The 19,725-nt window shown below is 62.4% G+C and carries 18 protein-coding genes and 1 tRNA gene; 13 read left to right on the forward strand and 6 right to left on the reverse strand.

All coding sequences use genetic code 11. The annotated features are described in order from the left end of the window. Positions 1 to 355 precede the first annotated feature (355 nt). The 3 genes from WKW80_RS31105 to WKW80_RS31115 are packed head-to-tail and all read left to right on the forward strand — an operon-like array spanning position 356 to position 4,300. On the forward strand, positions 356 to 787 hold the full coding sequence (locus WKW80_RS31105; RefSeq protein WP_340367459.1) for a hypothetical protein: 432 nt from the start codon (positions 356 to 358) through the stop codon (positions 785 to 787). Positions 788 to 845: 58 nt separating this feature from the next. Beyond that, the gene (locus WKW80_RS31110; protein WP_422822997.1) at positions 846 to 1,727 is read left to right on the forward strand and encodes a formate dehydrogenase accessory sulfurtransferase FdhD; all 882 of its coding nucleotides are present in this window, start codon (positions 846 to 848) and stop codon (positions 1,725 to 1,727) included. 56 nt (positions 1,728 to 1,783) lie between these two features. Continuing rightward, positions 1,784 to 4,300: an ABC transporter permease gene (locus WKW80_RS31115; protein WP_340367460.1), complete on the forward strand. Its 2,517-nt coding sequence runs from the start codon at positions 1,784 to 1,786 to the stop codon at positions 4,298 to 4,300. A gap of 15 nt (positions 4,301 to 4,315) precedes the next feature. Here the strand turns inward: WKW80_RS31115 and WKW80_RS31120 are convergent, their stop codons facing one another. Continuing rightward, positions 4,316 to 5,362, reverse strand: coding sequence for an isopenicillin N synthase family dioxygenase (locus tag WKW80_RS31120; protein WP_340367461.1), 1,047 nt, complete (start codon positions 5,360 to 5,362; stop codon positions 4,316 to 4,318). 86 nt (positions 5,363 to 5,448) lie between these two features. Between WKW80_RS31120 and WKW80_RS31125 the strand changes: the two genes are divergently transcribed. Continuing rightward, on the forward strand, positions 5,449 to 5,868 hold the full coding sequence (locus tag WKW80_RS31125) for a group II truncated hemoglobin (RefSeq protein WP_340367462.1): 420 nt from the start codon (positions 5,449 to 5,451) through the stop codon (positions 5,866 to 5,868). A 27-nt stretch (positions 5,869 to 5,895) separates the two neighbouring features. Continuing rightward, positions 5,896 to 7,125 carry an NAD(P)/FAD-dependent oxidoreductase gene (locus WKW80_RS31130; RefSeq protein ID WP_340367463.1) on the forward strand — a complete coding sequence of 410 codons (1,230 nt, stop codon included), beginning with the start codon at positions 5,896 to 5,898 and terminating at the stop codon, positions 7,123 to 7,125. 347 nt (positions 7,126 to 7,472) lie between these two features. Here WKW80_RS31130 and WKW80_RS31135 read toward each other — a convergent pair whose 3' ends face one another. From WKW80_RS31135 to radC, 4 genes are all read right to left on the reverse strand, one after another. Then, on the reverse strand, positions 7,473 to 8,678 hold the full coding sequence (locus WKW80_RS31135; RefSeq protein ID WP_340367464.1) for a cytidine/deoxycytidylate deaminase family protein: 1,206 nt from the start codon (positions 8,676 to 8,678) through the stop codon (positions 7,473 to 7,475). A 176-nt stretch (positions 8,679 to 8,854) separates the two neighbouring features. Then, entirely contained in the window at positions 8,855 to 9,085 is a 231-nt protein-coding gene (locus tag WKW80_RS31140) for a hypothetical protein (protein ID WP_340367465.1), read from the reverse strand. A 290-nt stretch (positions 9,086 to 9,375) separates the two neighbouring features. Then, positions 9,376 to 10,035 carry a Smr/MutS family protein gene (locus WKW80_RS31145; RefSeq protein WP_340367466.1) on the reverse strand — a complete coding sequence of 220 codons (660 nt, stop codon included), beginning with the start codon at positions 10,033 to 10,035 and terminating at the stop codon, positions 9,376 to 9,378. A 23-nt stretch (positions 10,036 to 10,058) separates the two neighbouring features. Next, on the reverse strand, positions 10,059 to 10,736 hold the full coding sequence (gene radC / locus WKW80_RS31150) for a RadC family protein (RefSeq protein ID WP_340367467.1): 678 nt from the start codon (positions 10,734 to 10,736) through the stop codon (positions 10,059 to 10,061). Positions 10,737 to 10,800: 64 nt separating this feature from the next. On the opposite strand from radC, the gene WKW80_RS31155 reads away from it, so the two are divergent. The 3 genes from WKW80_RS31155 to WKW80_RS31165 are packed head-to-tail and all read left to right on the forward strand — an operon-like array spanning position 10,801 to position 13,192. Continuing rightward, positions 10,801 to 11,259: an FKBP-type peptidyl-prolyl cis-trans isomerase gene (locus WKW80_RS31155; protein WP_422822998.1), complete on the forward strand. Its 459-nt coding sequence runs from the start codon at positions 10,801 to 10,803 to the stop codon at positions 11,257 to 11,259. Further along, positions 11,256 to 12,227, forward strand: coding sequence for a 4-hydroxy-3-methylbut-2-enyl diphosphate reductase (gene ispH, locus WKW80_RS31160; RefSeq protein WP_340367468.1), 972 nt, complete (start codon positions 11,256 to 11,258; stop codon positions 12,225 to 12,227). The genes WKW80_RS31155 and ispH overlap by 4 nt, the downstream gene beginning before the upstream one ends. A gap of 14 nt (positions 12,228 to 12,241) precedes the next feature. After that, positions 12,242 to 13,192: a threonine/serine dehydratase gene (locus WKW80_RS31165; protein ID WP_340367511.1), complete on the forward strand. Its 951-nt coding sequence runs from the start codon at positions 12,242 to 12,244 to the stop codon at positions 13,190 to 13,192. A 172-nt stretch (positions 13,193 to 13,364) separates the two neighbouring features. On the opposite strand, the gene WKW80_RS31170 is transcribed toward WKW80_RS31165, so the two are convergent. Continuing rightward, positions 13,365 to 13,781, reverse strand: a complete 417-nt coding sequence (locus WKW80_RS31170; protein ID WP_340367469.1) for a VOC family protein — start codon at positions 13,779 to 13,781, stop codon at positions 13,365 to 13,367. A gap of 107 nt (positions 13,782 to 13,888) precedes the next feature. Here WKW80_RS31170 and serS point away from each other — a divergent pair, with 107 nt between their 5' ends. The 5 genes from serS to WKW80_RS31195 all read left to right on the forward strand — a co-directional run bounded on the left by serS (position 13,889) and on the right by WKW80_RS31195 (position 19,724). Further along, positions 13,889 to 15,220 (forward strand): serine--tRNA ligase, encoded by a 1,332-nt coding sequence (gene serS / locus WKW80_RS31175; protein WP_340367470.1) that lies wholly within the window; start codon positions 13,889 to 13,891, stop codon positions 15,218 to 15,220. A gap of 51 nt (positions 15,221 to 15,271) precedes the next feature. Then, positions 15,272 to 15,361, forward strand: a tRNA-Ser gene (locus WKW80_RS31180). A 228-nt stretch (positions 15,362 to 15,589) separates the two neighbouring features. Further along, positions 15,590 to 15,859, forward strand: a complete 270-nt coding sequence (locus tag WKW80_RS31185) for a phage integrase central domain-containing protein (RefSeq protein WP_340367471.1) — start codon at positions 15,590 to 15,592, stop codon at positions 15,857 to 15,859. Between the two features lie 173 nt (positions 15,860 to 16,032). Further along, the gene (locus WKW80_RS31190) at positions 16,033 to 18,285 is read left to right on the forward strand and encodes a hypothetical protein (protein WP_340367472.1); all 2,253 of its coding nucleotides are present in this window, start codon (positions 16,033 to 16,035) and stop codon (positions 18,283 to 18,285) included. After that, on the forward strand, positions 18,282 to 19,724 hold the full coding sequence (locus WKW80_RS31195; RefSeq protein WP_340367473.1) for a glycosyltransferase: 1,443 nt from the start codon (positions 18,282 to 18,284) through the stop codon (positions 19,722 to 19,724). Before WKW80_RS31190 ends, WKW80_RS31195 begins: the two co-directional genes overlap by 4 nt. Position 19,725: the final 1 nt, after the last annotated feature.

Genomic DNA, 19,725 nt, shown 5'->3' on the forward strand with positions numbered 1-19,725 from the left:
CATCGCGGCGGTGGCGGCATGGACTGCGCGTGAAACCTACCGCGTGCACATGAACGACCTCGGCAACCCGAATGCGGTGCCGGTGCCCAAGGCCGAGTACGACAGGCTGCGTGAGAAGACGATGTCCGACGGCAAGTTGCACGCCGCATCCGCCTGAAGAAAGTCAGCAACAGCCATCGATTGCAAATCGAATCGGTCGACCCGCCGATTCAAATCGACGCACCCGGGCCGATGTCACACATCGGCCCGTTCGGCCGTCCGGCTTATGCCGATCGCTCGTTGACTCGTATGAATACGAAAGTCATAGTTTGGCTACTCGTGGACACCGTCCGCGCGAACCGACGAGAGCCTTCAAATGCGCCGATCACCGCTTCGCGGCCACCTGCCGCACATTGTCCTTGCCGTTGCCCTGATGGCGCTCGGCGTACCCGCCGTTGCGGCGGATGACCAGGCCCGCCTTTCGACCCTGAGCGACACCGAGCTCGAAGCGGGCATGAAGAGCGGCGTCCAGAGCGTGCTGCAACAGGTGCCGATCCGGATGGAAGACCAGGCCACGTTGATCGGTGCCGAATATGAATCGAGCTCGCGAGTGGCCACTTACCACTACATCCGGCCCGGCGGCGCGGACTCTTCCGCCCTGCGAAGCCGCATCACCGCGAAGAACTGCGGCACGCCCAACGTGCGCGCGTTGCTGGCGCGCGGCGTCACGTTCAGGCACCTCTTCATGGTGGGCGAGCAACTGGTCGATTTCTCGGTCACCCAACGCGATTGCCTGAAAGTGAGTTGAACCGCGGGAAGCCCCGACCCGAGACTTGGCGTCTCGGTTTTGGGCTATCGTGCCCGGCATGTCCATGCCCGAGCCCCATGTCCACGCGGCGACGCTTCCCCGCCTGACCACCGCGCGCGCACCGCTGACGCGCGAAGTCGCTGTCATCGACGAGCACGGTGAGCACGGCACCGTCTCCATCCCGGCCGAACGCGATCTCACCGTCTACGTCGACCGGCGCGAACTCGTCACGCTGATGACGCTCGGCGCGCAGCCCGAATTGCTGGTGCTCGGCTACCTGCTCAACCAGCGGCTGATCGAATCGGCCTCCGATGTCGAGTCGATCACCGTCGACTGGGAGGTCGGCGCCGCGGCCGTCAGGACGCACGCGGGCATCGACCGCATCGAGGAACGAACCGCGAAGAAAGTCGTGACCACCGGCTGCGGGCAAGGCAGCGTGTTCGGCGACCTCATGGCCGGCATCGACGCCCTGAAGCTGCCCGACACGCGCTTCACGCAGGCGCAGCTCTATGCACTGGTCAATGCCATCCGGCTTCAGGAGAGCACCTACAAGTCAGCAGGTTCGGTGCATGGCTGCGCGCTGTTCACGCTCGAGGCCGACGATGGGGTCAAGATGCAGTGCTTCGTCGAGGACGTGGGCCGGCACAACGCCATCGACACCATCGCCGGCTGGATCGCGATGCAGCCATCGGCCTCTCTGGCAAGCGGCCGCGTGTTCTACACGACCGGCCGGCTCACCAGCGAAATGGTCATCAAGTCGGCGCAGATGGGCGTGCCCATCGTGGTCTCGCGCAGCGGCATTACGCAGATGGGGCACGAGGTGGCGCAGCGCGTCGGTCTCTGCGCAATCGGGCGCGCGACGAATCGGCGCTTCCTTTGCTATGCGGGGGCAGAGCGGCTGGCGCTGCAACCGGACCTGGCCGGGCCGTTGCACGCGTAGGGGCTTCGAGGGCCGGCGTTTCGCCGGAACGCCGCGACTCGGCTATGGTGTCGCGCATGATTGCATCCATACGCCTTGGTTGGCGCACGCTGTGGCGCGACTTGCGTGCCGGCGAACTGCGCCTGCTCATCGTTGCCGTGCTGCTGGCGGTTGCGGCGCTCACGGCGGTCGGCTTCTTTGCAGACAGGTTGAAGGGCGGGCTGCAGCGCGACGCGCGCCAGTTGCTCGGTGGCGATGCCGTGCTGGCCAGTGACAACCCGACACCGCAGGCCTTCGTCGCGCGCGCCCGTGCGCTCGGCCTGCAGGCCACCGGCAGCTACGGCTTTCCGACCATGGCGCGCGCCGACGACGCGCAAGGCGGCGCCACCAAGCTCGTCGCACTCAAGGCCGTGATCGCCGGCTATCCGTTGCGCGGCAGCCTGCAGACGGCCCTCACGGCGGATGAGCCCGGTGCGCCCACGCGCGACGTCCCGGCGCCGGGCGAAGCATGGGTCGATGCGTCGCTGCTCGAATCGCTGGCATTGAAGGTGGGCGACCGCCTGCTGCTCGGCGACACCGACTTGCGCATCGCCCGCGTCATCACGCTCGAACCCGATCGCGGCGCAGGCTTCATGAGCTTTGCGCCGCGCGTGATGCTCAACCAGGCCGACGTGGCTCGCACCGGCCTCGTGCAGCCGGCCAGCCGCGTGAGCTATCGCTTTGCGGTGGCCGGCGAGGCGCGTTCCGTCAAGCAGTTCAGCGATGAGGTCGATGCCGGCATCAAGAAGGGCGAACTGCGCGGCATGCGCCTGGAGTCGTTCGAAAGCGGCCGCCCGGAGATGCGACAGACGCTCGACCGGGCCGAGAAATTCTTGAACCTGGTCGCCTTGCTCGCGGCATTGCTCAGCGCCGTCGCCGTCGCGCTGGCCGCGCGCGGATTCGCCGCCGGCCACCTCGACGATTGCGCCATGCTGCGCGTGCTGGGCCAGAGCCAGCGCACCATCGCCGGCGCCTATGCCTTCGAGTTCGCCATCGTTGGCCTCGTGGCCAGTTCGCTGGGCGTGGCGGCCGGCTTCGGCATCCACTATGCGTTCGTCGTGCTGCTGGCCGGCCTGGTCGAAACGGCCTTGCCCGCGCCGACCTTGTGGCCGGTCGGGTTCGGGCTCGGCATGGGGTTGACGCTGCTGTTCGCCTTCGGCCTGCCGCCGGTGCTGCAACTGGCCAGGGTGCCGCCGTTGCGGGTGATCCGGCGCGACGTGGGCGGCCTGAAGCCGGCCTCGGTCACGGTGCTCGGCATCGGCGTGCTCGGTTTTGCGGCATTGCTCATCGCGGCCAGCAGCGACATCAAGCTCGGCCTGATCGCCGTCGGCGGCTTCGGCGCGGCGGTGGCGGTTTTCGCCTTGTTGAGCTGGTTCGCCGTGAAAGTCCTGCGGCGCAGCGTCAACGAAAGCACCGCGCCACGCTGGCTGGTGCTGGCCACGCGCCAGATCTCGGCGCGGCCGGTGTATGCGGTGGTGCAGGTCAGCGCCCTGGCCGTGGGCTTGCTCGCGCTGGTCCTGCTGGTGCTGCTGCGCACCGACCTCGTCGCCAGCTGGCGCCGCGCCACGCCGCCGGACGCGCCCAACCGCTTCGTCATCAACGTGATGCCCGACCAGAGCGACGCCTTCCAGAAATCGCTGCGCGATGCCGGCGTCCACAAGTTCGACTGGTACCCGATGATCCGCGGCCGCCTCGTGGCCATCAACGACAAGCCCGTGTCGCCCGACGACTATGTCGACGACCGCGCCAAGCGCCTGGTCGATCGCGAGTTCAACCTCAGCAACAGCGCCGAGGCGCCACCGCACAACAACATCACCGCCGGCGCGTGGAATCCCCAGGCGCAAGGCGAAGTCAGTGTCGAGGAAGGCCTGGCCGAGACGCTGCGCCTCAAACTCGGCGACCGGCTGCGCTTCGACATCGGCGGCATCCCGAGCGACGCGCGCATCACCTCGCTGCGCAAGGTCGACTGGGGCTCGCTGCATGCCAACTTCTTCGTGATGTACACGGTGTCCAGCCTGGCCGACGTGCCCATCACCTACATGGGCGCGTTCCGCGCGCCCGAGACCAAGGGCTTCGACAACGCGCTGGTGCGCACCTACCCGAACGTCACCAACGTCGACATGAGCGCCACGATCGTGCAGATCCAGCGCGTGCTCGACCAGGTGATTCGCGCGGTCGAGTTCCTGTTCGGCTTCACGCTCGCGGCGGGTCTGGTGGTGTTGTTTGCCGCGGTGACTGCCACGCGTGAAGAGCGTGCGCGCGAGTTCGCGGTAATGCGAGCCGTCGGGGCCCGTGGCACCCTGCTGCGGCAAGTGCAGCGTGCCGAGTTGGCCGGCGTCGGCTTGCTGGCCGGCTTCCTGGCCAGCATCGTCGCGTCGGTGATCGGCTGGGCACTGGCCCGCTATGTGTTCGAGTTCACCTGGACCGCGTCGCCGCTGGTGCCCATCTTCGGCTCGCTGGCGGGTGCCGTGCTGGCGCTGGGGGCAGGCTGGTGGGGCCTGCGCGAGGTGTTGCGGCGGCCGGTGGTGGACACGCTGCGGCGGGCTGCGGAATAGGGTGGGGAGGCCCGCTCAAAGCACTTCATCGCGCAACTGCGGGAACACCTTCGATACCTTGTCGAGCAGATAGTCGCCGTAGCGCCCATTGAAGGCATGCACGTTGGCCCGGTCCCAGCGCGCCGCGCTGTCGTCCAGCGCGTCCGCGCCGGCGAGCCCCTCGATGCGCTGGACGCGCGCTTCGAAGTTCGGGTCGAAGAACAGCGGGAACGACAGGCGGTCGCGCCCGGAGGTATTGCGCGTGACGCGATGCGGCGTCGACTTGTAGAGCCCGCCCGTCATGCGGTCGAGCATGTCGCCGATGTTGCAGACGAAGGAATCGGCCACCGGCGACGCCTCGATCCAGCCGCCGGGCGTGCGCACCTGCAGGCCGCCTACGTCATCCTGGCGCAGGATGGTGAGCAGCCCGTAGTCGGTGTGCTCGCCCACGCCCCACTGCACGTCGAGGCCCTCGGGCACCGCCTGCGTCGGGTAGTTGAAGATGCGGAACAGGATCAGCGGGTCGTGCGTGTAGCGCTCCGCGAAGTAGTGCGCCGGCAGCCCCAGGCTGAGCGCGATGCCTTCCATGAGTCGATGGCCGAGCTGCGTCACCGCAGCCATGTAGTCGCGAATGGCCTCGCGGAATCCGGGCACATCGGGGATCAGGTTGCGCCCGTGCACCGGCAGGCGGGCCTGCACCATCGGGTGGTCGTCGGCCAGTTCGGTGCCGAGGTACAGCCCTTCCTTCCAGTCCGGCCGACCCGACGTGAGTTCGCCCGCCAGCGGAAAGTAGCCGCGCCATGCGCGACCGCCGAGAGCCATGCGCCATTGCATCTTGGTGGCCTCGTCGAGGTCGAAGAACTGGTGGCTCAGCCGTTCCAGCCGGGCGGCCAGCGCGGGGTCGATGCCGTGGCCGGTGATGTAGAAGAAGCCGTGCGCGCGACAGGCGGCGCCGATCTGCGCCGCCACGGCATCGCGGCCCGCGCCGGGGCGCACGAGTGCCGACACGTCGATGACGGGCAGCTCGGCAGTCGTCGTGGGGGTGAAAGCGGCGACAGGGGTGGGGGCGGAGGTGTCAGGCAAGCGGGTCTCCCATGGGGCAACGTGGATCTGGGTCCGGCTTGGGATTATGGAATGCGGGTCTTGGCGTCGCGCGATACTCCCCACCCATGCAGATTGAAGAAAAAGCCCCGTTCGCGACCCCGTTCGAGTGGATCGGCGGCGAAGACAAGGTCCATGCGCTGGTCGAGCGCTTCTATGACCTGATGGACCTCGAGCCCGCCTATGCGCGCTTGCGCGCAGTGCACGGCAACACCCTCGACAACGCCCGCCAGCGCCTGTTCTGGTTCCTGTGCGGCTGGCTCGGCGGACCGCAGCACTACACCGATCGCTTCGGCCACCCGATGCTGCGGGCGCGCCACCTGCCGCAAAGCATCGGCGGCCACAGCATCGGCATCCGCGAGCGCGACGAATGGCTGGCTTGCATGGACCAGGCCATGGGCGAGACCGGCGTGCCTCATGCCCTGCGCGAACGCCTTCGAAATTCCTTCTTCCAGACCGCGGACTGGATGCGCAACCGCGGCGAATAGACCGCATCAAGAACCTGGTCAAACAACATGAATTCGATCGTCATCATCGGCGGTGGCCACGCCGCCGCGCAACTGTGTGCAGGCCTCGTCGAGGCGGGGCAGGGCGCGCGCGTGCACCTGGTCTGCGAGGAGCCCTGCGAGCCTTATCACCGGCCGCCGCTGTCCAAGACCTTTCTCAAGAGCGTCGAGGAAGCCACCCAGCCGCACAAGGCAGCCGACTGGTACCGTGATGCCGGCATCACGCTGCACCTGAACGACGCGGCCGTGTCGATCGACCGCGCCACACACACCGTTGCGCTGCGCTCCGGCGCGGTACTGCCCTACGAGCGGCTGGTGTTGGCCACGGGCACGCGCGCACGTCAGCTTGCGGGCCTGTCGACGAGTGCGCTCGACAACGTCGTATCGCTGCGTGCCGCCGAGGAGGCGCAGCGCCTGCGCACCCGGCTCATGGCTGCGCAGGACGTGACCGTGCTGGGCGGCGGCTTCATCGGCCTCGAGGTCGCGGCCACGGCGAAGGCGCTCGGCAAGACGGTGCGCGTGATCGAGATCGCGCCGCGCCTGCTGGGCCGCGCCGTCTCGCCCGAGCTGTCGGCGCATGTGCTCGCCACGCACCGCGCGGCCGGCATCGACATCGTGCTCGGCGCGAAGGTCGGGGCTTTCGAGACCGAAGGCGGGCGCCTGGTGTCGATCGAGGTCGACGGCGCGAAACTGCCGGTCGACCTGTTGCTGCTCGGCATCGGCGCCGTGCCCGAGACCGCGCTCGCGCGGGCCGCCGGCCTCGAATGCGCCGATGGCATCGTGGTCGATGCGCACATGCAGACCAGCGATGCCGATGTGCTCGCCATCGGCGACTGCACGCGCTTCCCCGACCGCCGCGCAGGCCGCCCGCTGCGGCTGGAGTCCGTCCAGAACGCCAACGACCAGGCCCGCACCGCGACAGCCACGCTCACCGGCGCCTCGAAGCCGCACGACGTGCTCGCGTGGTTCTGGTCCGACCAGGGCGGCCTGCGCCTGCAGATGGCCGGCCTGATGCCCGCCGAGGGCACGCCGGGCCTGCACACCGTGCGCCGCCCCGGTCCGGGCGCGAACCCGAACGCGTTCTCGCTATTCCACTACGTCGGCGACCAGTTGATCTGCGTCGAGTCGGTCAACGCGCCGGTCGACCACATGATGAGCCGCAAGCTGCTGGAGGCACGGCGGAATCCTGATGCGGCGACGGTCGCCGATGCAGCCGTCGCCCTGAAGACCTTGCTCTAGCGACCTGTTTCGGGCCTTGCTGGCCGATCTGGAATTGGCCACCGGCTCGATCGACCCTGTTCACCCGCCTCGGCGAATTGATGGACACCTCGGGCACCGACGACAACGGCCCCCACCGGCGCGACCCGCTGAACGAGATCTACCTGAAAGTGATCTCGACGGTCGGTCGCATCGACTCGGCCAAGAAAGTCACGGAAATGCTGGAGAAGCTCGTGCGCATGGAGGGCGAAGCCTACGGCATCACCACGGTCGATGCGAGCAATACCGACCCGCTGGCGTCCTTGCTCAAGCGTATCGGCCGGCGTGCCTTGCCCGTGGCCGCGAACCTGCCGCCCGATGGGGCCGAATTACTCAACGGACCTCGACGTACCCAGCCATTGGCCAATATGCGTGAGGACGGCATGCTTGACCTCGCTCTCGGCGTCTGTGGCGCGTGTCCTGAGCATCTTGTGGATGAGGGCTTCGCTCCCGGAACGCAGGACTTCTTTCGCATGCTTCGCTTTGCCAATCTGGGTCGCGATCGACCCGGTGCCCATGCAGCTGGTCAGGCCCTTGTCCACTTGAACTTTGTGGATTTCGCTCGCGGTGCCCATCGCAACGACGCCTGTGCCCTCGGTGTCCTCGGTATCGTCGGGAACGATCTCGCCGGGGAGCTTTTCCTTGCTCCGTCCGACAGGGGCCTTGGTTTTCTCACTCAATTGAGTGGAGATCTTCTTGCCGACCTTGCCGTCTTTGCCGGTGTCTTCCTGGCCGAAATAAATCACGCAGTTGCTGGATTTCGTCACCGAGAGAAAACCGGTGCACCCCTTGCACGGGGTGAGCGTCGAGAAGATGACGCTGTTTTCGGGCACCTTGGTCGCTGTGGGATTGTTGCGGAAGTAGGACAGCAGCATGCTGACCTCGGCGTGGCGGAACGACCCGGTGTTGATGCCCGCGGCGAGGATCTGCCCCTGGTCGCTGACGAGCAAGGCGCCCACGTAGTTCTTCAACCCTTCGTAGGCTTCGGCCGAGCTGATGTCCACCAGCGAGTAGGTGGCCAGCATGTAGTACCGAAGCGCGCGGGCCAGGCCCTTCTTGCGGCTGCCGGGCGGGAGGTCGAGGTCTTTGCTAAGGCCTGCCGCCGCTGCGTGGAGGCCGCCGCCTGGGATGGGGGCTTTCAGCGCGATTGCAGCAATCTGGCGGGGCCACTTCTTGACGGTTTGCAAGGCCAGTGTCACGCCGACCGCTCCGTCACCCTCGGTGGGCTTCAGTTGGTCCATCAACTTCACCTTCATCTTTGGATAGTGCTTGATCCAAAGCGCATCCGCGCGGTTGGTGTAGACCGTTGCGTAGTTGGACTTCGCCTTGCCCAATAGTGCGTTGACCACTGCGGGCCGCGCCAGGTTGTCCGACTTATAGAACTTGAACTCGGTGCCATCAATGTAGCCCGCCACGTTGTCGCCGCCCGTCGGGCTCGTGATGGTGGGGCTTTGGCACAACTCGTAGAGCGTCTCCCGCAGGTCTTCTTTTCCGGTGTAGGTGACCCCCGTGTGCCCCAGGTTGCTGCATGCCACGCCTGGTGGCCGGTTGGTTCCGACGAAAAGGGAGCCAGTCTTGGAAGTGTTCGGTTTGCCGAGTTGAACCTTCGGGCCCCTGATCTGCGTGTTGCAAGTGCTGCACTTGAACATATAAAACTGTGGCATGGAGAACCCTCCTGTGAGCCTTGATGCCTGCTTGCAAAAAGTCAGCGTCAGCCAACGAGCGACAAAGCACGCAGCGCCACTGCGTGCACCGAGGTGGACAACAGATCGAAGCACCAGCGCAAGAACGCTGCGGTGATCGACACGCCCGCCTGCGCCGTGCGCCCAAGAGAGCGAAAGATAGCGCCGATCAGCGTCGTCACGTGGGTGGCGATGGTCTCACATGAGGCGGCAGCGCGGCTGAGCAGACAGGCAATCTGGTCGATGACGGTCGCACCCACGGCTAGAGCGGTGCCGATGGCGCCCACCAGCACACGGGCATAGCCAGGCGATCGACAATTGGGTCACCGGCCCCGGCGGCGTGGGCCGCGCCACCGAATGGCGGCTATCAGGCACCGAATCACACGAACTCAAGGACCGCAATGGGCCACTGACCAGTCTTCTAGTTCGACAAAAGGCATACCTTCGCCGCCAAGCCCATGTCGGGTTCAGGACTCAGCGGTGATCGACAGCCGGTTGCCGCGGTAGGGTGGGAGGAGCGACGCGAAGTGCGCGGAACCTGGGGCCGAGCCTACCTTCCAGCAGGCGCCAGCAACACGACCAGCGCCCCGGCCCCGCCTTCCGCCGGCTTGGCCTGCACGAACGCCAGCACCTCGTTCTTCTGGATCAGCCAGCGCTGCGTCTTGGTCTTCAGCACCGGCTGCTTGCCTGGCGAGCCCAGGCCCTTGCCGTGGACCACGCGCACGCAGCGCAAACCCTGCTTGTGCGCGCCGCGTATGAATGCGCCGAGTGCGTCGCGCGCCTCGTCGCTGCGCAGGCCATGCAAGTCCACTTCCCGCTGGATCGACCATTCGCCCGCGCGCAGCTTGCGCGTCACGTCGGTGCCGATGCCAGGCCGGCGAAAGCTCATCGCGTCGTCGACGTCGAGCAGCGTGGTCACGTCGAAGTCGTCGCTGATCGATTCGCGCAGCACGCGTTGTTCGTCGAGTTGATGCTGCACGGGGATCGGCGCCGGCGGCTCGGGCGCGAGCGGCACCGCGGCCTTGCGGCGCAAGGGTTGCGTCGCGCCGATGGCCCGCGAAAACAAGTCGCTCTCGGCCAGCCTTTTCTTCTCGGCGGCCACGCGTGCCGCGGCCTCGGTGGCTTCGCGTTCACGCTGCTCGGCGAGCGAACGCTGGATCGTCTTCAGGTCGGAAAGCGTCTTGAGACTGGAGGGTTTCGATGCAGCCATTGCCCCATCGTACGGGACGCGGCTTAAACCAGGCCGCGCTCGGCCATCGACAGCGCCCCGCCCTTGCCGACGATCACATGGTCGAGCACCCGCACGTCGATCAGCGCGAGCGCAGCCTTGAGGGCCTGCGTCAGCATCTCGTCTGCGCGCGAGGGCTCGGCACAGCCGCTGGGATGGTTGTGCGCCAGCACGACGGCCGCAGCGTGATGGTGCAAGGCGCGCATGACGACCTCACGCGGATAGACGCTGGTTTGCGTGAGCGTGCCGCGAAACAATTCCTCGAGCGCAATCAGCCGGTGCTGGGCATCCAGGAAGAGCACCGCGAAGACTTCGTGCGTGCGCGATGCCAGGTGCAGTTGGAGGTATCGCTTGACGGCATCCGGCGAGTCGAACACCGCGCGCTCCTTGAGTTGCTCGGCCAGCGCGCGGCGGGCCAGTTCCAGCACCGCGCTGAGTTCGGCCCGCTTCGCGTTGCCGCCGAGCCCCTTGATCGATTTCAGGTCGTCCAGGCTGGCGTTGAGCAGCCCGGCGATACCTTGGAAGCGGTCGAGCAGTTCCTGCGACAAGTGCAGCACGTTCTTGCCGGCGATGCCGGTTCGCAGAAGCAATGCGAGCAGTTCGGCGTCGCCCAGCGCACCTGCGCCGCGTGCAATCAGTTTTTCGCGCGGTCGCATTTCGGCCGGCAGATCCTTGAAAGTCATGTTCTTCAGGGGTCTTTGACCCCACTCCCTAAAATGCTGGGTTCAGTTTATCGAGACTCCCATCTTGTCTTCGCTCACCTCCATCGCCGTTGTCACACCCGGCTCATTCCTCACACTGCACTACCGGCTGGCCGGCCCTGCGGGCGACATCATCAACACCTTTGCCGACAAGGCCGCAACCCTGTCGCTCGGCACCGGCGAGTTGTCGCCCGCGATGGAGCAGCGCCTGATCGGGCTCGAGGAGGGCACGCACGCGACCTTCGAACTCGCTTCCGGCGAGGCCTTCGGCGAGCGCAATCCCGAGATGCTTCAGTGGGTCGCGAAAAAACTCCTCGCGCAAATGGGCGACCCCGACGAGCGCTATGCGGTCGGCGACGTGGTCCAGTTCCCCACGCCGGACGGCCTGGGCAGCTATGCCGGCGCGGTGGTCGACTCGAGCGACACGGCCGTGCAGTTCGACTTCAACCATCCGCTCGCAGGCCAGCCCGTGACCTTCGAGGTGCACTTGATCGGCGTGCTGTGACGGCCGCAAGAAAGCTCGAGGAAGTCATCCTGGCGGAGCCGCGCGGCTTCTGTGCAGGCGTGGACCGTGCCATCGAAATCGTCGAGCGCGCACTGGCCAAGTTCGGCGCGCCGATCTACGTGCGCCACGAGATCGTGCACAACACCTTCGTCGTGAACTCTCTCAAGGGCAAGGGCGCGATCTTCATCGAAGACCTGGCCGATGTGCCGCCCGGCGCGACGCTGGTGTTCAGCGCGCACGGCGTGAGCAAGGCGGTGCAGCAGGAGGCGCGCGATCGCGGCTTCGACATCTTCGATGCGACGTGTCCGCTCGTCACCAAGGTGCACGTCGAGGTCGCAAAGCTAGCGAAAGAAGGCTACGAGTTCATCATGATCGGCCACAAGGGGCATCCCGAGGTCGAGGGCACGATGGGCCAGTTGTCGAGCGGCATTCACCTGGTGGAAGACGTGGCCGATGTGGCCCGCGTGCAGCCGCGGCAGGCCGAAAAGCTCGCGGTCGTCACCCAGACCACCCTGAGCGTGGACGACGCCGCCGAGATTGCCGCCGCCGTGCGCGCACGCTTCCCCGCAGTGCGCGAGCCCAAGCAGCAAGACATCTGCTACGCCACGCAGAACCGGCAGGACGCCGTCAAGATCATGAGTCCGCAGGTCGACCTGGTGATCGTCGTCGGCAGCCCCACCAGCTCCAACAGCAACCGCCTGCGCGAGTTGGCGCAGCGCCTTGGCACCGAGAGCTACATGGTCGACAGCGCGTCCGAGCTGAAGCCCGAATGGTTCGAAGGCAAGTCCCGCATCGGTCTCACCGCCGGTGCCTCGGCGCCCGAGGTGCTGGTGAGCGAGGTGATCGAGCGCATCCGGGCGCTTGGTGCGGTTTCGGTGCGCAAGATGGACGGCATTGAAGAGACCATCAAGTTCCCGCTCCCCAAGGGCCTCAAGCTCGACCAGCCGCTGTCGGGACACATCGGTTGAGCGAAACCGCCAACATCCGCTGGCACGACGAAATCGACGTCGCCTCGCAGCGCTTGCATGAACGCGCTGCGCATTTCCTCCTGGAGACGCCGCTCTGGAAGCTGCGCGCGCCTGCGCTCGGCTTGAACGGCGCGGAGGGCGTCGAGGTCTGGCTCAAGCTGGAGCAGCTGCAGGTCAGCGGCAGCTTCAAGGCGCGCGGCATGATGAACCGGCTGCTCGCCAACGATATTCCGGCCAGCGGCGTGGTGGTGGCTTCAGGTGGCAATGCCGGCATCGCGACGGCCGCGGCGGCCCGTGCGATCGGTGTTCGATGCGAAGTCTTCCTGCCCGGTGTCTCGCCCGAGGCCAAGCGCGCCAGGTTGCGCGCCCTCGGTGCCGAAGTGGTCGTGGTCGGCGACCTGTATGCCGATGCACTCGCAGCCTGCCTCGCCCGGCAGCGCGAGACAGGCGCGCTGCTGACGCATGCCTATGACCAACTCGAGGTCGTCGCCGGCGCGGGCACGCTGGGCCGCGAGATCGAGCAGCAGGGTGGCTTGCCCGATTCGGTGCTGGTCAGTGTGGGGGGTGGCGGCCTCATCGCCGGACTGGCCGCATGGTTCGAGCAGCGCAGCCGCGTCGTGGCGCTGGAGCCCGAGCGCGCACCGACCTTGTTCCGTGCGCGCGAGGCCTGCGCGCCGGTCGACGTGGAAGTGAGCGGCGTCGCGGCCGATTCGCTGGGTGCCCGGCGCATCGGCGCCATTTCGTGGGAGATCACGCAGCGCCAGGTGCGCGACGCATTGGTGCTTCCCGATGACGCGATTCGCGCCGCACAACTCTGGCTCTGGAAAGAATTGAAGCTGGCAGTCGAACCAGCCGCCGCGCTGCCGTTGGCTGCGCTGCAGACCGGCCTCTATTTGCCGCGCGCCAGCGAAAAGGTGTGTCTGATCATCTGTGGCGCAAACGTCGATCCGGGCACCTTGGCCTAAGCTGAGCTGGCTGAGCTGGCTGAGCAGGGCTGAGCAGGGCTGAGCAGGGCTGAGCAGGGTTGAGCAGGGTTGAGCAGGGCTGAGCACGGCTGAGCACGGCTGAGCTGAGCTGAGCTGAGCTGAGCTGAGCTGAGCTGAGCTGAGCTGAGCTGAGCTGAGCTTCTACCCTGCGTCAGCCCTTTGCTGCGGGCTGCTCGACGTTGACCATCCACGGCACGCCGAACTTGTCGACCAGCATGCCGAAGCCTGCGGCCCAGAAGGTCGGCTCGTAGGGCATCGTGACCTTGCCGCCCTCGGCGAGCGCGTTGAACATCTTGCGCCCGGCCTCCACGTCGTTGGACTGCACTGACAGCGAAAAACCCTTGTAGCCTTCGAATGGCATACCCGGCGGCATGTCGGAACCCATGATCTTCTGGCCCCGCGCCTCGAAGGTGGCGTGCATGATCTTGCTCTTGTAGTCCGCCGGCGTTTGCGCGCCCATCGGGCTGTCGCCGAAGGTCATGCTGAACAGCGTCTTGCCGTCCAGGCACTTGCCGTAGAAATCGAAGGCTTCGGCGCAATTGCCGTTGAATGACAGATAGGCTTCCATGAGGTGTCCCTTGGTGGATGAGGGGGCTCATGGTAAATCCGCGCGACCCGCGCCGCGACCCCATGCCGTGAACGGAGGCAGGCAATATCCCCTCCTAAAATCGCGGCATGCTCGATATCACCCTGTTACGCAAGGACCTGGCTTCGGCCGTGGCGCGCCTTGAAACGCGAAAGACCCCTCAGCCTTACCTCAACGTCGACGCCTTCAGCGCCCTCGAGGCCGAGCGCAAGCTGCTGCAGACCCGCACCGAGGAAATCCAGGCCCGCCGCAACACGCTGAACAAGCAGATCGGGCCCCTCAAGGCCAAGGGCGAATCGGTCGATGCGCTCATGACCGAGGTCAACGCGCTCAAGGCAGAGCAGGAGTCGCAGCTCACGCGCCTCGAAGCGATCCAGCCCGAACTGCAGGCCTTGCTGCTGGCCGTGCCCAACCTGCCGCATGCCAGCGTGCCGGTCGGCGAGGACGAACATGCCAACGTCGAAATCCGGCGTTGGGCGCCGAAGGGCGGCGTCGGGGCTTCGGCCACGCCGCTCGGATTCACCGCTAAAGACCACGTCGACCTCGGCGAGCCGCTCGGCCTGGACTTCGCGATGGGCGTAAAACTGTCGGGTTCGCGCTTCGCCGCGATGAAGGGGCCGATCGCCCACCTGCACCGCGCGCTGGCCCACCTCATGATCGACCTGCAGACGCAACAGCACGGCTACACCGAGTGCTACGTGCCCTACATCGTCAACGCCGACACGCTGCGCGGCACCGGCCAACTGCCCAAGTTCGAGGGCGATCTGTTCGCGGCGAAGAAGGGCGGCCAGGACGGCGAGCCGGCTCCCGATCATTCGGCGCTCTACCTGATCCCGACGGCCGAAGTGCCACTGACCAACTTCATGCGCGACGAGGTGGTGGCCGAGTCGGCCCTGCCCATCAAGCTCACCGCCCACACGCCGTGCTTCCGTTCCGAAGCCGGCAGCGCCGGGCGCGACACGCGCGGCATGATTCGCCAGCATCAGTTCGACAAGGTCGAGATGGTGCAGATCGTGCATCCCGGCAAGAGCTACGAAGCGCTGGAGGAAATGACCACCCACGCCGAGGCCGTGCTGCAGGCGCTCGAACTGCCGTATCGCGTGGTGCTGCTTTGCACCGGTGACATGGGCTTCGGCTCCACCAAGACCTACGACCTCGAAGTCTGGCTGCCGGCGCAGGACACCTATCGCGAGATCAGTTCCGTGTCGAATTGCGAGGCTTTCCAGTCGCGGCGCTTGCAGGCGCGCTTCAAGAACGCGCAAGGCAAGAATGAACTGGTCCACACGCTCAACGGCTCCGGCCTCGCGGTGGGCCGCACGCTGGTCGCGGTGCTGGAAAACCACCAGAACGAGGACGGCTCGATCAATGTGCCTGAGGCATTGCAACCGTATCTTGGGGGCGTCGCGGTTCTTCGCGCCTGAGTTTCAAGGCGGCTCAAAGAGGCTGCTATAATCGTAGGCTCGACAGACACCGGAGAGGTGGCAGAGTGGTCGAATGTACCTGACTCGAAATCAGGCGTACGTGCGAACGTACCGAGGGTTCGAATCCCTCCCTCTCCTCCAAAGATGAGTTTTTGACGGTCCGCATCGGCCTGCGAAAACATGAAAAGCCCGCACAGTCCCCTCTGTAGCGGGCTTTTTTGCGTCCGCACGGGTATGCATGGGCATCCGTGAATCCACGATTTCGCGCTGGTACGTCAGGAGGCCGTCAGCGCGCATTCCTTCGAGTCGGTTGCGAGCCAGTAGCATGAGCACGGGAAAAGCGCCCGTAGCGACCGGCATGCGCAGTACGTGATTGCCCGGATAGTGGCCGATGTATTCCCGGCGATAGGCTCGCGGCCGGTGGCGAGCGTCGAGGCGCCGGAACGGGTGCGGATGGTGAAGGCCATCGAGGCTCGCGGTGCGCTGGACATCGCCAACCGCTGCCTGCAGATGTGCTCCCAGGTGTTCCGCTATGCGATCGCGCACGGCATTGGTGGCAAGTCGCAACCCGGCGTCCGACAGGCTTGGCTGGAAAACTACGACACCTGCCGGGCACACAGGTCGCTCGCGGTAACCTGACCCCGAGTGAGTTCGTCAAAATGAGGTCAGTTCAAAGGCCGATAGCAGCCCGGCTCTAGTTAAGACACGACCGAATTCGGGGGAGACCTCACGCCGGCTCATGATCGAGTCACCCAACCGTCCGTGGGCACGGGTAAGAAGCACAGTGAATCAGAGACTATCAATATAAATACATGAAAATTTCAAGCAATACTCAAAAGGCAATTGGGAGAAGCCATATTCGACTGTCTCACACAAGTTTGCCTCGCTGGTTGCCGCATTTGATAGTGATTACATGGCTCATATTTCTGGGGCTGACTATTTGGCAGCATGTTGTCAATAGTAATCAGCCACCATTGTATGACCCATTGAGCTACATGCAGAAAGCCATAAATTTTTGGCAAGCATGGAATAAAGGCCAACCCTTTAATCCACTTGATATTGAGCCAACAGCACGTCCCCCAGGCACGATATTAATGTCGTATCCATTTGGGTTCACGTTGGATTATCGTGGATTTCATTTTCGCTCGGTTTTCCTGCCAATTCTATCTGTTGCATTTGCTGCCTACCTAGCCGCAGGATCAACCTTGCATCGGCCAGGCAGTTGGAAGGTGGCCAGCACGGCCTTGCTGTTTACCAGCTTACCGATGTTTTACCATCTGGATATGGTTGAAACCTTTCCTGAACCAGTCAGATGGGGTTTGGTTGATAATTTTCAAGCTGGCATTGCGGCCATAGCTACCGCTGCTGTTATCAGAAGTCTTAACAATACGTCAATTTTTTGGCTTATCAGCGGTTGGATATTGGCCGTACTTACACTATTCATAAAACCATCGGGCCTCATGGTAATGGCATTGCTTGCCGTGAGCTGGTTTGCGCTTATTTCGTTAGAGATAAAACGCGCTAGGGAACAAGGAAATATCACGCGATCCCTATCGGGGTATCTGCGGTGGGGTTGTTTAAGCGCGATAGTTATCTATGGGACCGCAATTGCGCTTTGTACTTTATCAAAATACATTTCCCAGGAAAACTTATCCTTCGCGCAGCAAGCTTTGATCATTATGAAAAGCGTGCTGGCAGTTTCATTCGGAGAACTGCTCTTGTGGGGTCATGCAAGCTCTGGCGAAGCCATTGTTATATGGAGTGCGGGCATCCTCATCTGTCTTCTGACAACAGCAAGCGTAAGCAAGAGAGAAAGCGGGGTAGGCATCCCAACAAGGATCAAGGCCTTGATTTTTGTTTGCTTTTCTATCTGGGGGATCGGGGCTTGGTATTGGTTGGTGGCTCAGTCCGGCGGCAATCAAATCCGCTATTTTTATCCGTTCATGCTGATGGGTTTTGTAATGCTGATCCCGGTAGCAACCCATGCCTGGGAAAAATCGCCACGCATAGTGGAGGCACTATTTTTGATAGTTTCTGTATTTCCTGCAGTGAATCTAGCTGCCCTGCTTATACAGGACGTCCCTTCTGAAAAATGGCAAAAAATAACTGGAGTTAATGTCGCAGTTGGGAAAGGAAAAGATGTAGTTGCTCAGGCCAATGACTTTATTCAAAAATTGAGAAGCGAGCAGGCTAGACCAAAGCTATATTCCTTTGCATCCGGCATTTCCGCTACCGTTTTCGAGAATGTCGGAATGTATGAGGAAATTATAAATCCAGATCAGCCAACCTTTACCGTTCAGCGCCCGCAAGATTGGATAGCCGGATTTGCCGTTAGAGAAAATGTACTCCTGACAAGCGAATATATTTTAATACGTAAAATGGACGAGAAAATTGCTCATAGTCAAATGATGGCGCGTCACATCGCCACATTTGAAGATGAGTCGAATATCTTTCAAGCATGGTTAAATGGCTCGAGTAAAGGTGCTGGAATTGAAATTCTTTCAGAAAGTAACGAACTGCGTCTCCTGAGAATTTATGATCGATTGTTGTTTCGTGAGCAACTTTATAAATTTGTTGCGTCACATTCATGGCGAGATGAATTCGTTTTGGCCAATGAACCTGTTTGGTGGGGCGCGGCAGAGATAAAAAAAGATAAGAGTACTGAGCTATCCAATATTTCGTTCTCCGGCAATTATGAAATACATAGCCTTAAACTCGTACGCCTGAACGAAGGAATAAAGGTGGAGGTTTGGTGGAAATCGAAGCCAAATCTAGATGCAAAGAGAATAATGTTTTTTCATATCGTCGATGATGAAGGAAATATCATTTATAACAGGGATTTTCCTCTTTATCCGTATGAACCTTTCGAATCAGACCGTGAGTGGCGGCACGACACGGTTGATTTCCCATTCGCGCTCAGCAATAAAAGATCGACCGGATTGGCATTTGGGGTTTATAACCAAGGTACTGGCGATTTGTTGGCTGCTGATTTCGATGCGAAATCTAAACGTGACTGGAATGGCCTGCGCATTCTTGTCCCAATAGCTAAAGAAGAATCGAAATGAAAATTGAGACCTTTCAGAGCGAAGCGTCAAACTATCGGACAACGCGTAGTACATTTTGGGACGGGGTGGCGACTACTCAGGCTTCATCATGGGGCGGCTACTACCGCAAAATTTTGCAAAAAGTCGTCCGCCATATCATCCCGGAAGGTGCGTCAGTTCTTGAAGTCGGATGCGGTCAAGGAGACTTGCTGGCAGCATTGAAGCCAGCGCATGGGGTAGGCATTGATTTTTCTTCCAAAGTAATTGAACAAGCCAAATCTCGCCATCCGGAACTGGAATTTTCCGTGGCGGATGCGCATTCACTTAATCTTGGAGACAAAACATTTGACTACATTGTCGCCTGCGACCTCGTCAATGATTTATGGGATGTGCAGTTGGTGCTTCAGCAGTTGAATAGCTACTGCAATTCCAGCACGCGTTTGGTTTTCAGTTTTCGGAGTCAGTTATGGAAAGGTCCATTGCAGTTGGCGCGAAAACTGGGACTTGCCACGCCAAATCTTAATCAGAATTGGCTAACGCGACACGACATGAAAAATCTTGTGGAGATATCCGGTTTCCAGGTTTTACGCGGCTTTGAAGAGTTGATATTGCCGCTTCCTCTTCCTCTTGTATCGAATATTGCAAATCGCTTTTTGGCGAAGCTGTTTCCCTTCCGCGCTTTGGCGATGGTGAATTTTATCGTGGCCCGGCCATTGAATAAATTGGTATCAGCGAAGCCTCCCACAGTATCCGTAGTGGTCGCAGCCAGAAATGAGTCCGGCCATATTGATGAGCTTGTGGAACGTATCCCGGAGATGGGTGGCGGTACAGAAATCATCTTTGTGGAAGGTAATTCCACTGATGATACCTACGACGCAATCGAACGCGCAATTAGAAAAAATCCTCAAAGAAATTGCAAGCTACTCAAGCAGTCAGGCAAAGGCAAGGGAGATGCGGTTCGCGCCGGATTCGACGTCGCGACCGGCGACATCTTGATGATTCTTGATGCGGACATTACCGTTCCGCCTGAGGATTTGCCTCGTTTCTATGTCCTTATGGCGAATGGAGATGCCGAGTTTGTCAACGGTGTGCGATTGGTCTATCCAATGGAAGACGACGCAATGCGATTTGCCAATTTAATTGGCAATAAGTTCTTTGCGGCGGCATTTAGCTGGCTTCTGGGGCAGCCCATTCGAGACACTCTCTGTGGCACCAAAGTGCTGTGTCGAACGGATTATCTACGCGTCGTCGCTAATCGGTCGTACTTTGGCGATTTTGATCCGTTTGGAGATTTCGATCTTCTTTTTGGTGCAGCCCGACTGAATTTGAAGATCATGGAAGTTCCTGTTCGTTATCGCGCAAGAAGATATGGCGAGACAAACATTCAACGCTGGAAGCACGGTTTGCTGCTTTTGAGGATGGTGGTATTTGCCGCCCGCCGCATCAAGTTTATTTTGTGAG

The organism is Variovorax humicola (assembly GCF_037889915.1).
Taxonomy (GTDB): Bacteria; Pseudomonadota; Gammaproteobacteria; order Burkholderiales; family Burkholderiaceae_C; genus Variovorax; species Variovorax humicola.

What these genes read in the sequence shown, in the direction of transcription:
- WKW80_RS31105 (WP_340367459.1), top strand. Translation starts at nt 356, where the DNA reads ATGCGCCGATCACCGCTTCGCGGCCACCTGCCGCACATTGTCCTTGCC.
- WKW80_RS31115 (WP_340367460.1), top strand. Translation starts at nt 1,784, where the DNA reads ATGATTGCATCCATACGCCTTGGTTGGCGCACGCTGTGGCGCGACTTG.
- WKW80_RS31195 (WP_340367473.1), top strand. Translation starts at nt 18,282, where the DNA reads ATGAAAATTGAGACCTTTCAGAGCGAAGCGTCAAACTATCGGACAACG.
- WKW80_RS31190 (WP_340367472.1), top strand. Translation starts at nt 16,033, where the DNA reads ATGAAAATTTCAAGCAATACTCAAAAGGCAATTGGGAGAAGCCATATT.
- radC (WP_340367467.1), bottom strand. Translation starts at nt 10,736, where the DNA reads ATGACTTTCAAGGATCTGCCGGCCGAAATGCGACCGCGCGAAAAACTG.
- WKW80_RS31145 (WP_340367466.1), bottom strand. Translation starts at nt 10,035, where the DNA reads ATGGCTGCATCGAAACCCTCCAGTCTCAAGACGCTTTCCGACCTGAAG.
- serS (WP_340367470.1), top strand. Translation starts at nt 13,889, where the DNA reads ATGCTCGATATCACCCTGTTACGCAAGGACCTGGCTTCGGCCGTGGCG.
- WKW80_RS31110 (WP_422822997.1), top strand. Translation starts at nt 846, where the DNA reads ATGTCCATGCCCGAGCCCCATGTCCACGCGGCGACGCTTCCCCGCCTG.
- WKW80_RS31130 (WP_340367463.1), top strand. Translation starts at nt 5,896, where the DNA reads ATGAATTCGATCGTCATCATCGGCGGTGGCCACGCCGCCGCGCAACTG.
- WKW80_RS31125 (WP_340367462.1), top strand. Translation starts at nt 5,449, where the DNA reads ATGCAGATTGAAGAAAAAGCCCCGTTCGCGACCCCGTTCGAGTGGATC.
- WKW80_RS31170 (WP_340367469.1), bottom strand. Translation starts at nt 13,781, where the DNA reads ATGGAAGCCTATCTGTCATTCAACGGCAATTGCGCCGAAGCCTTCGAT.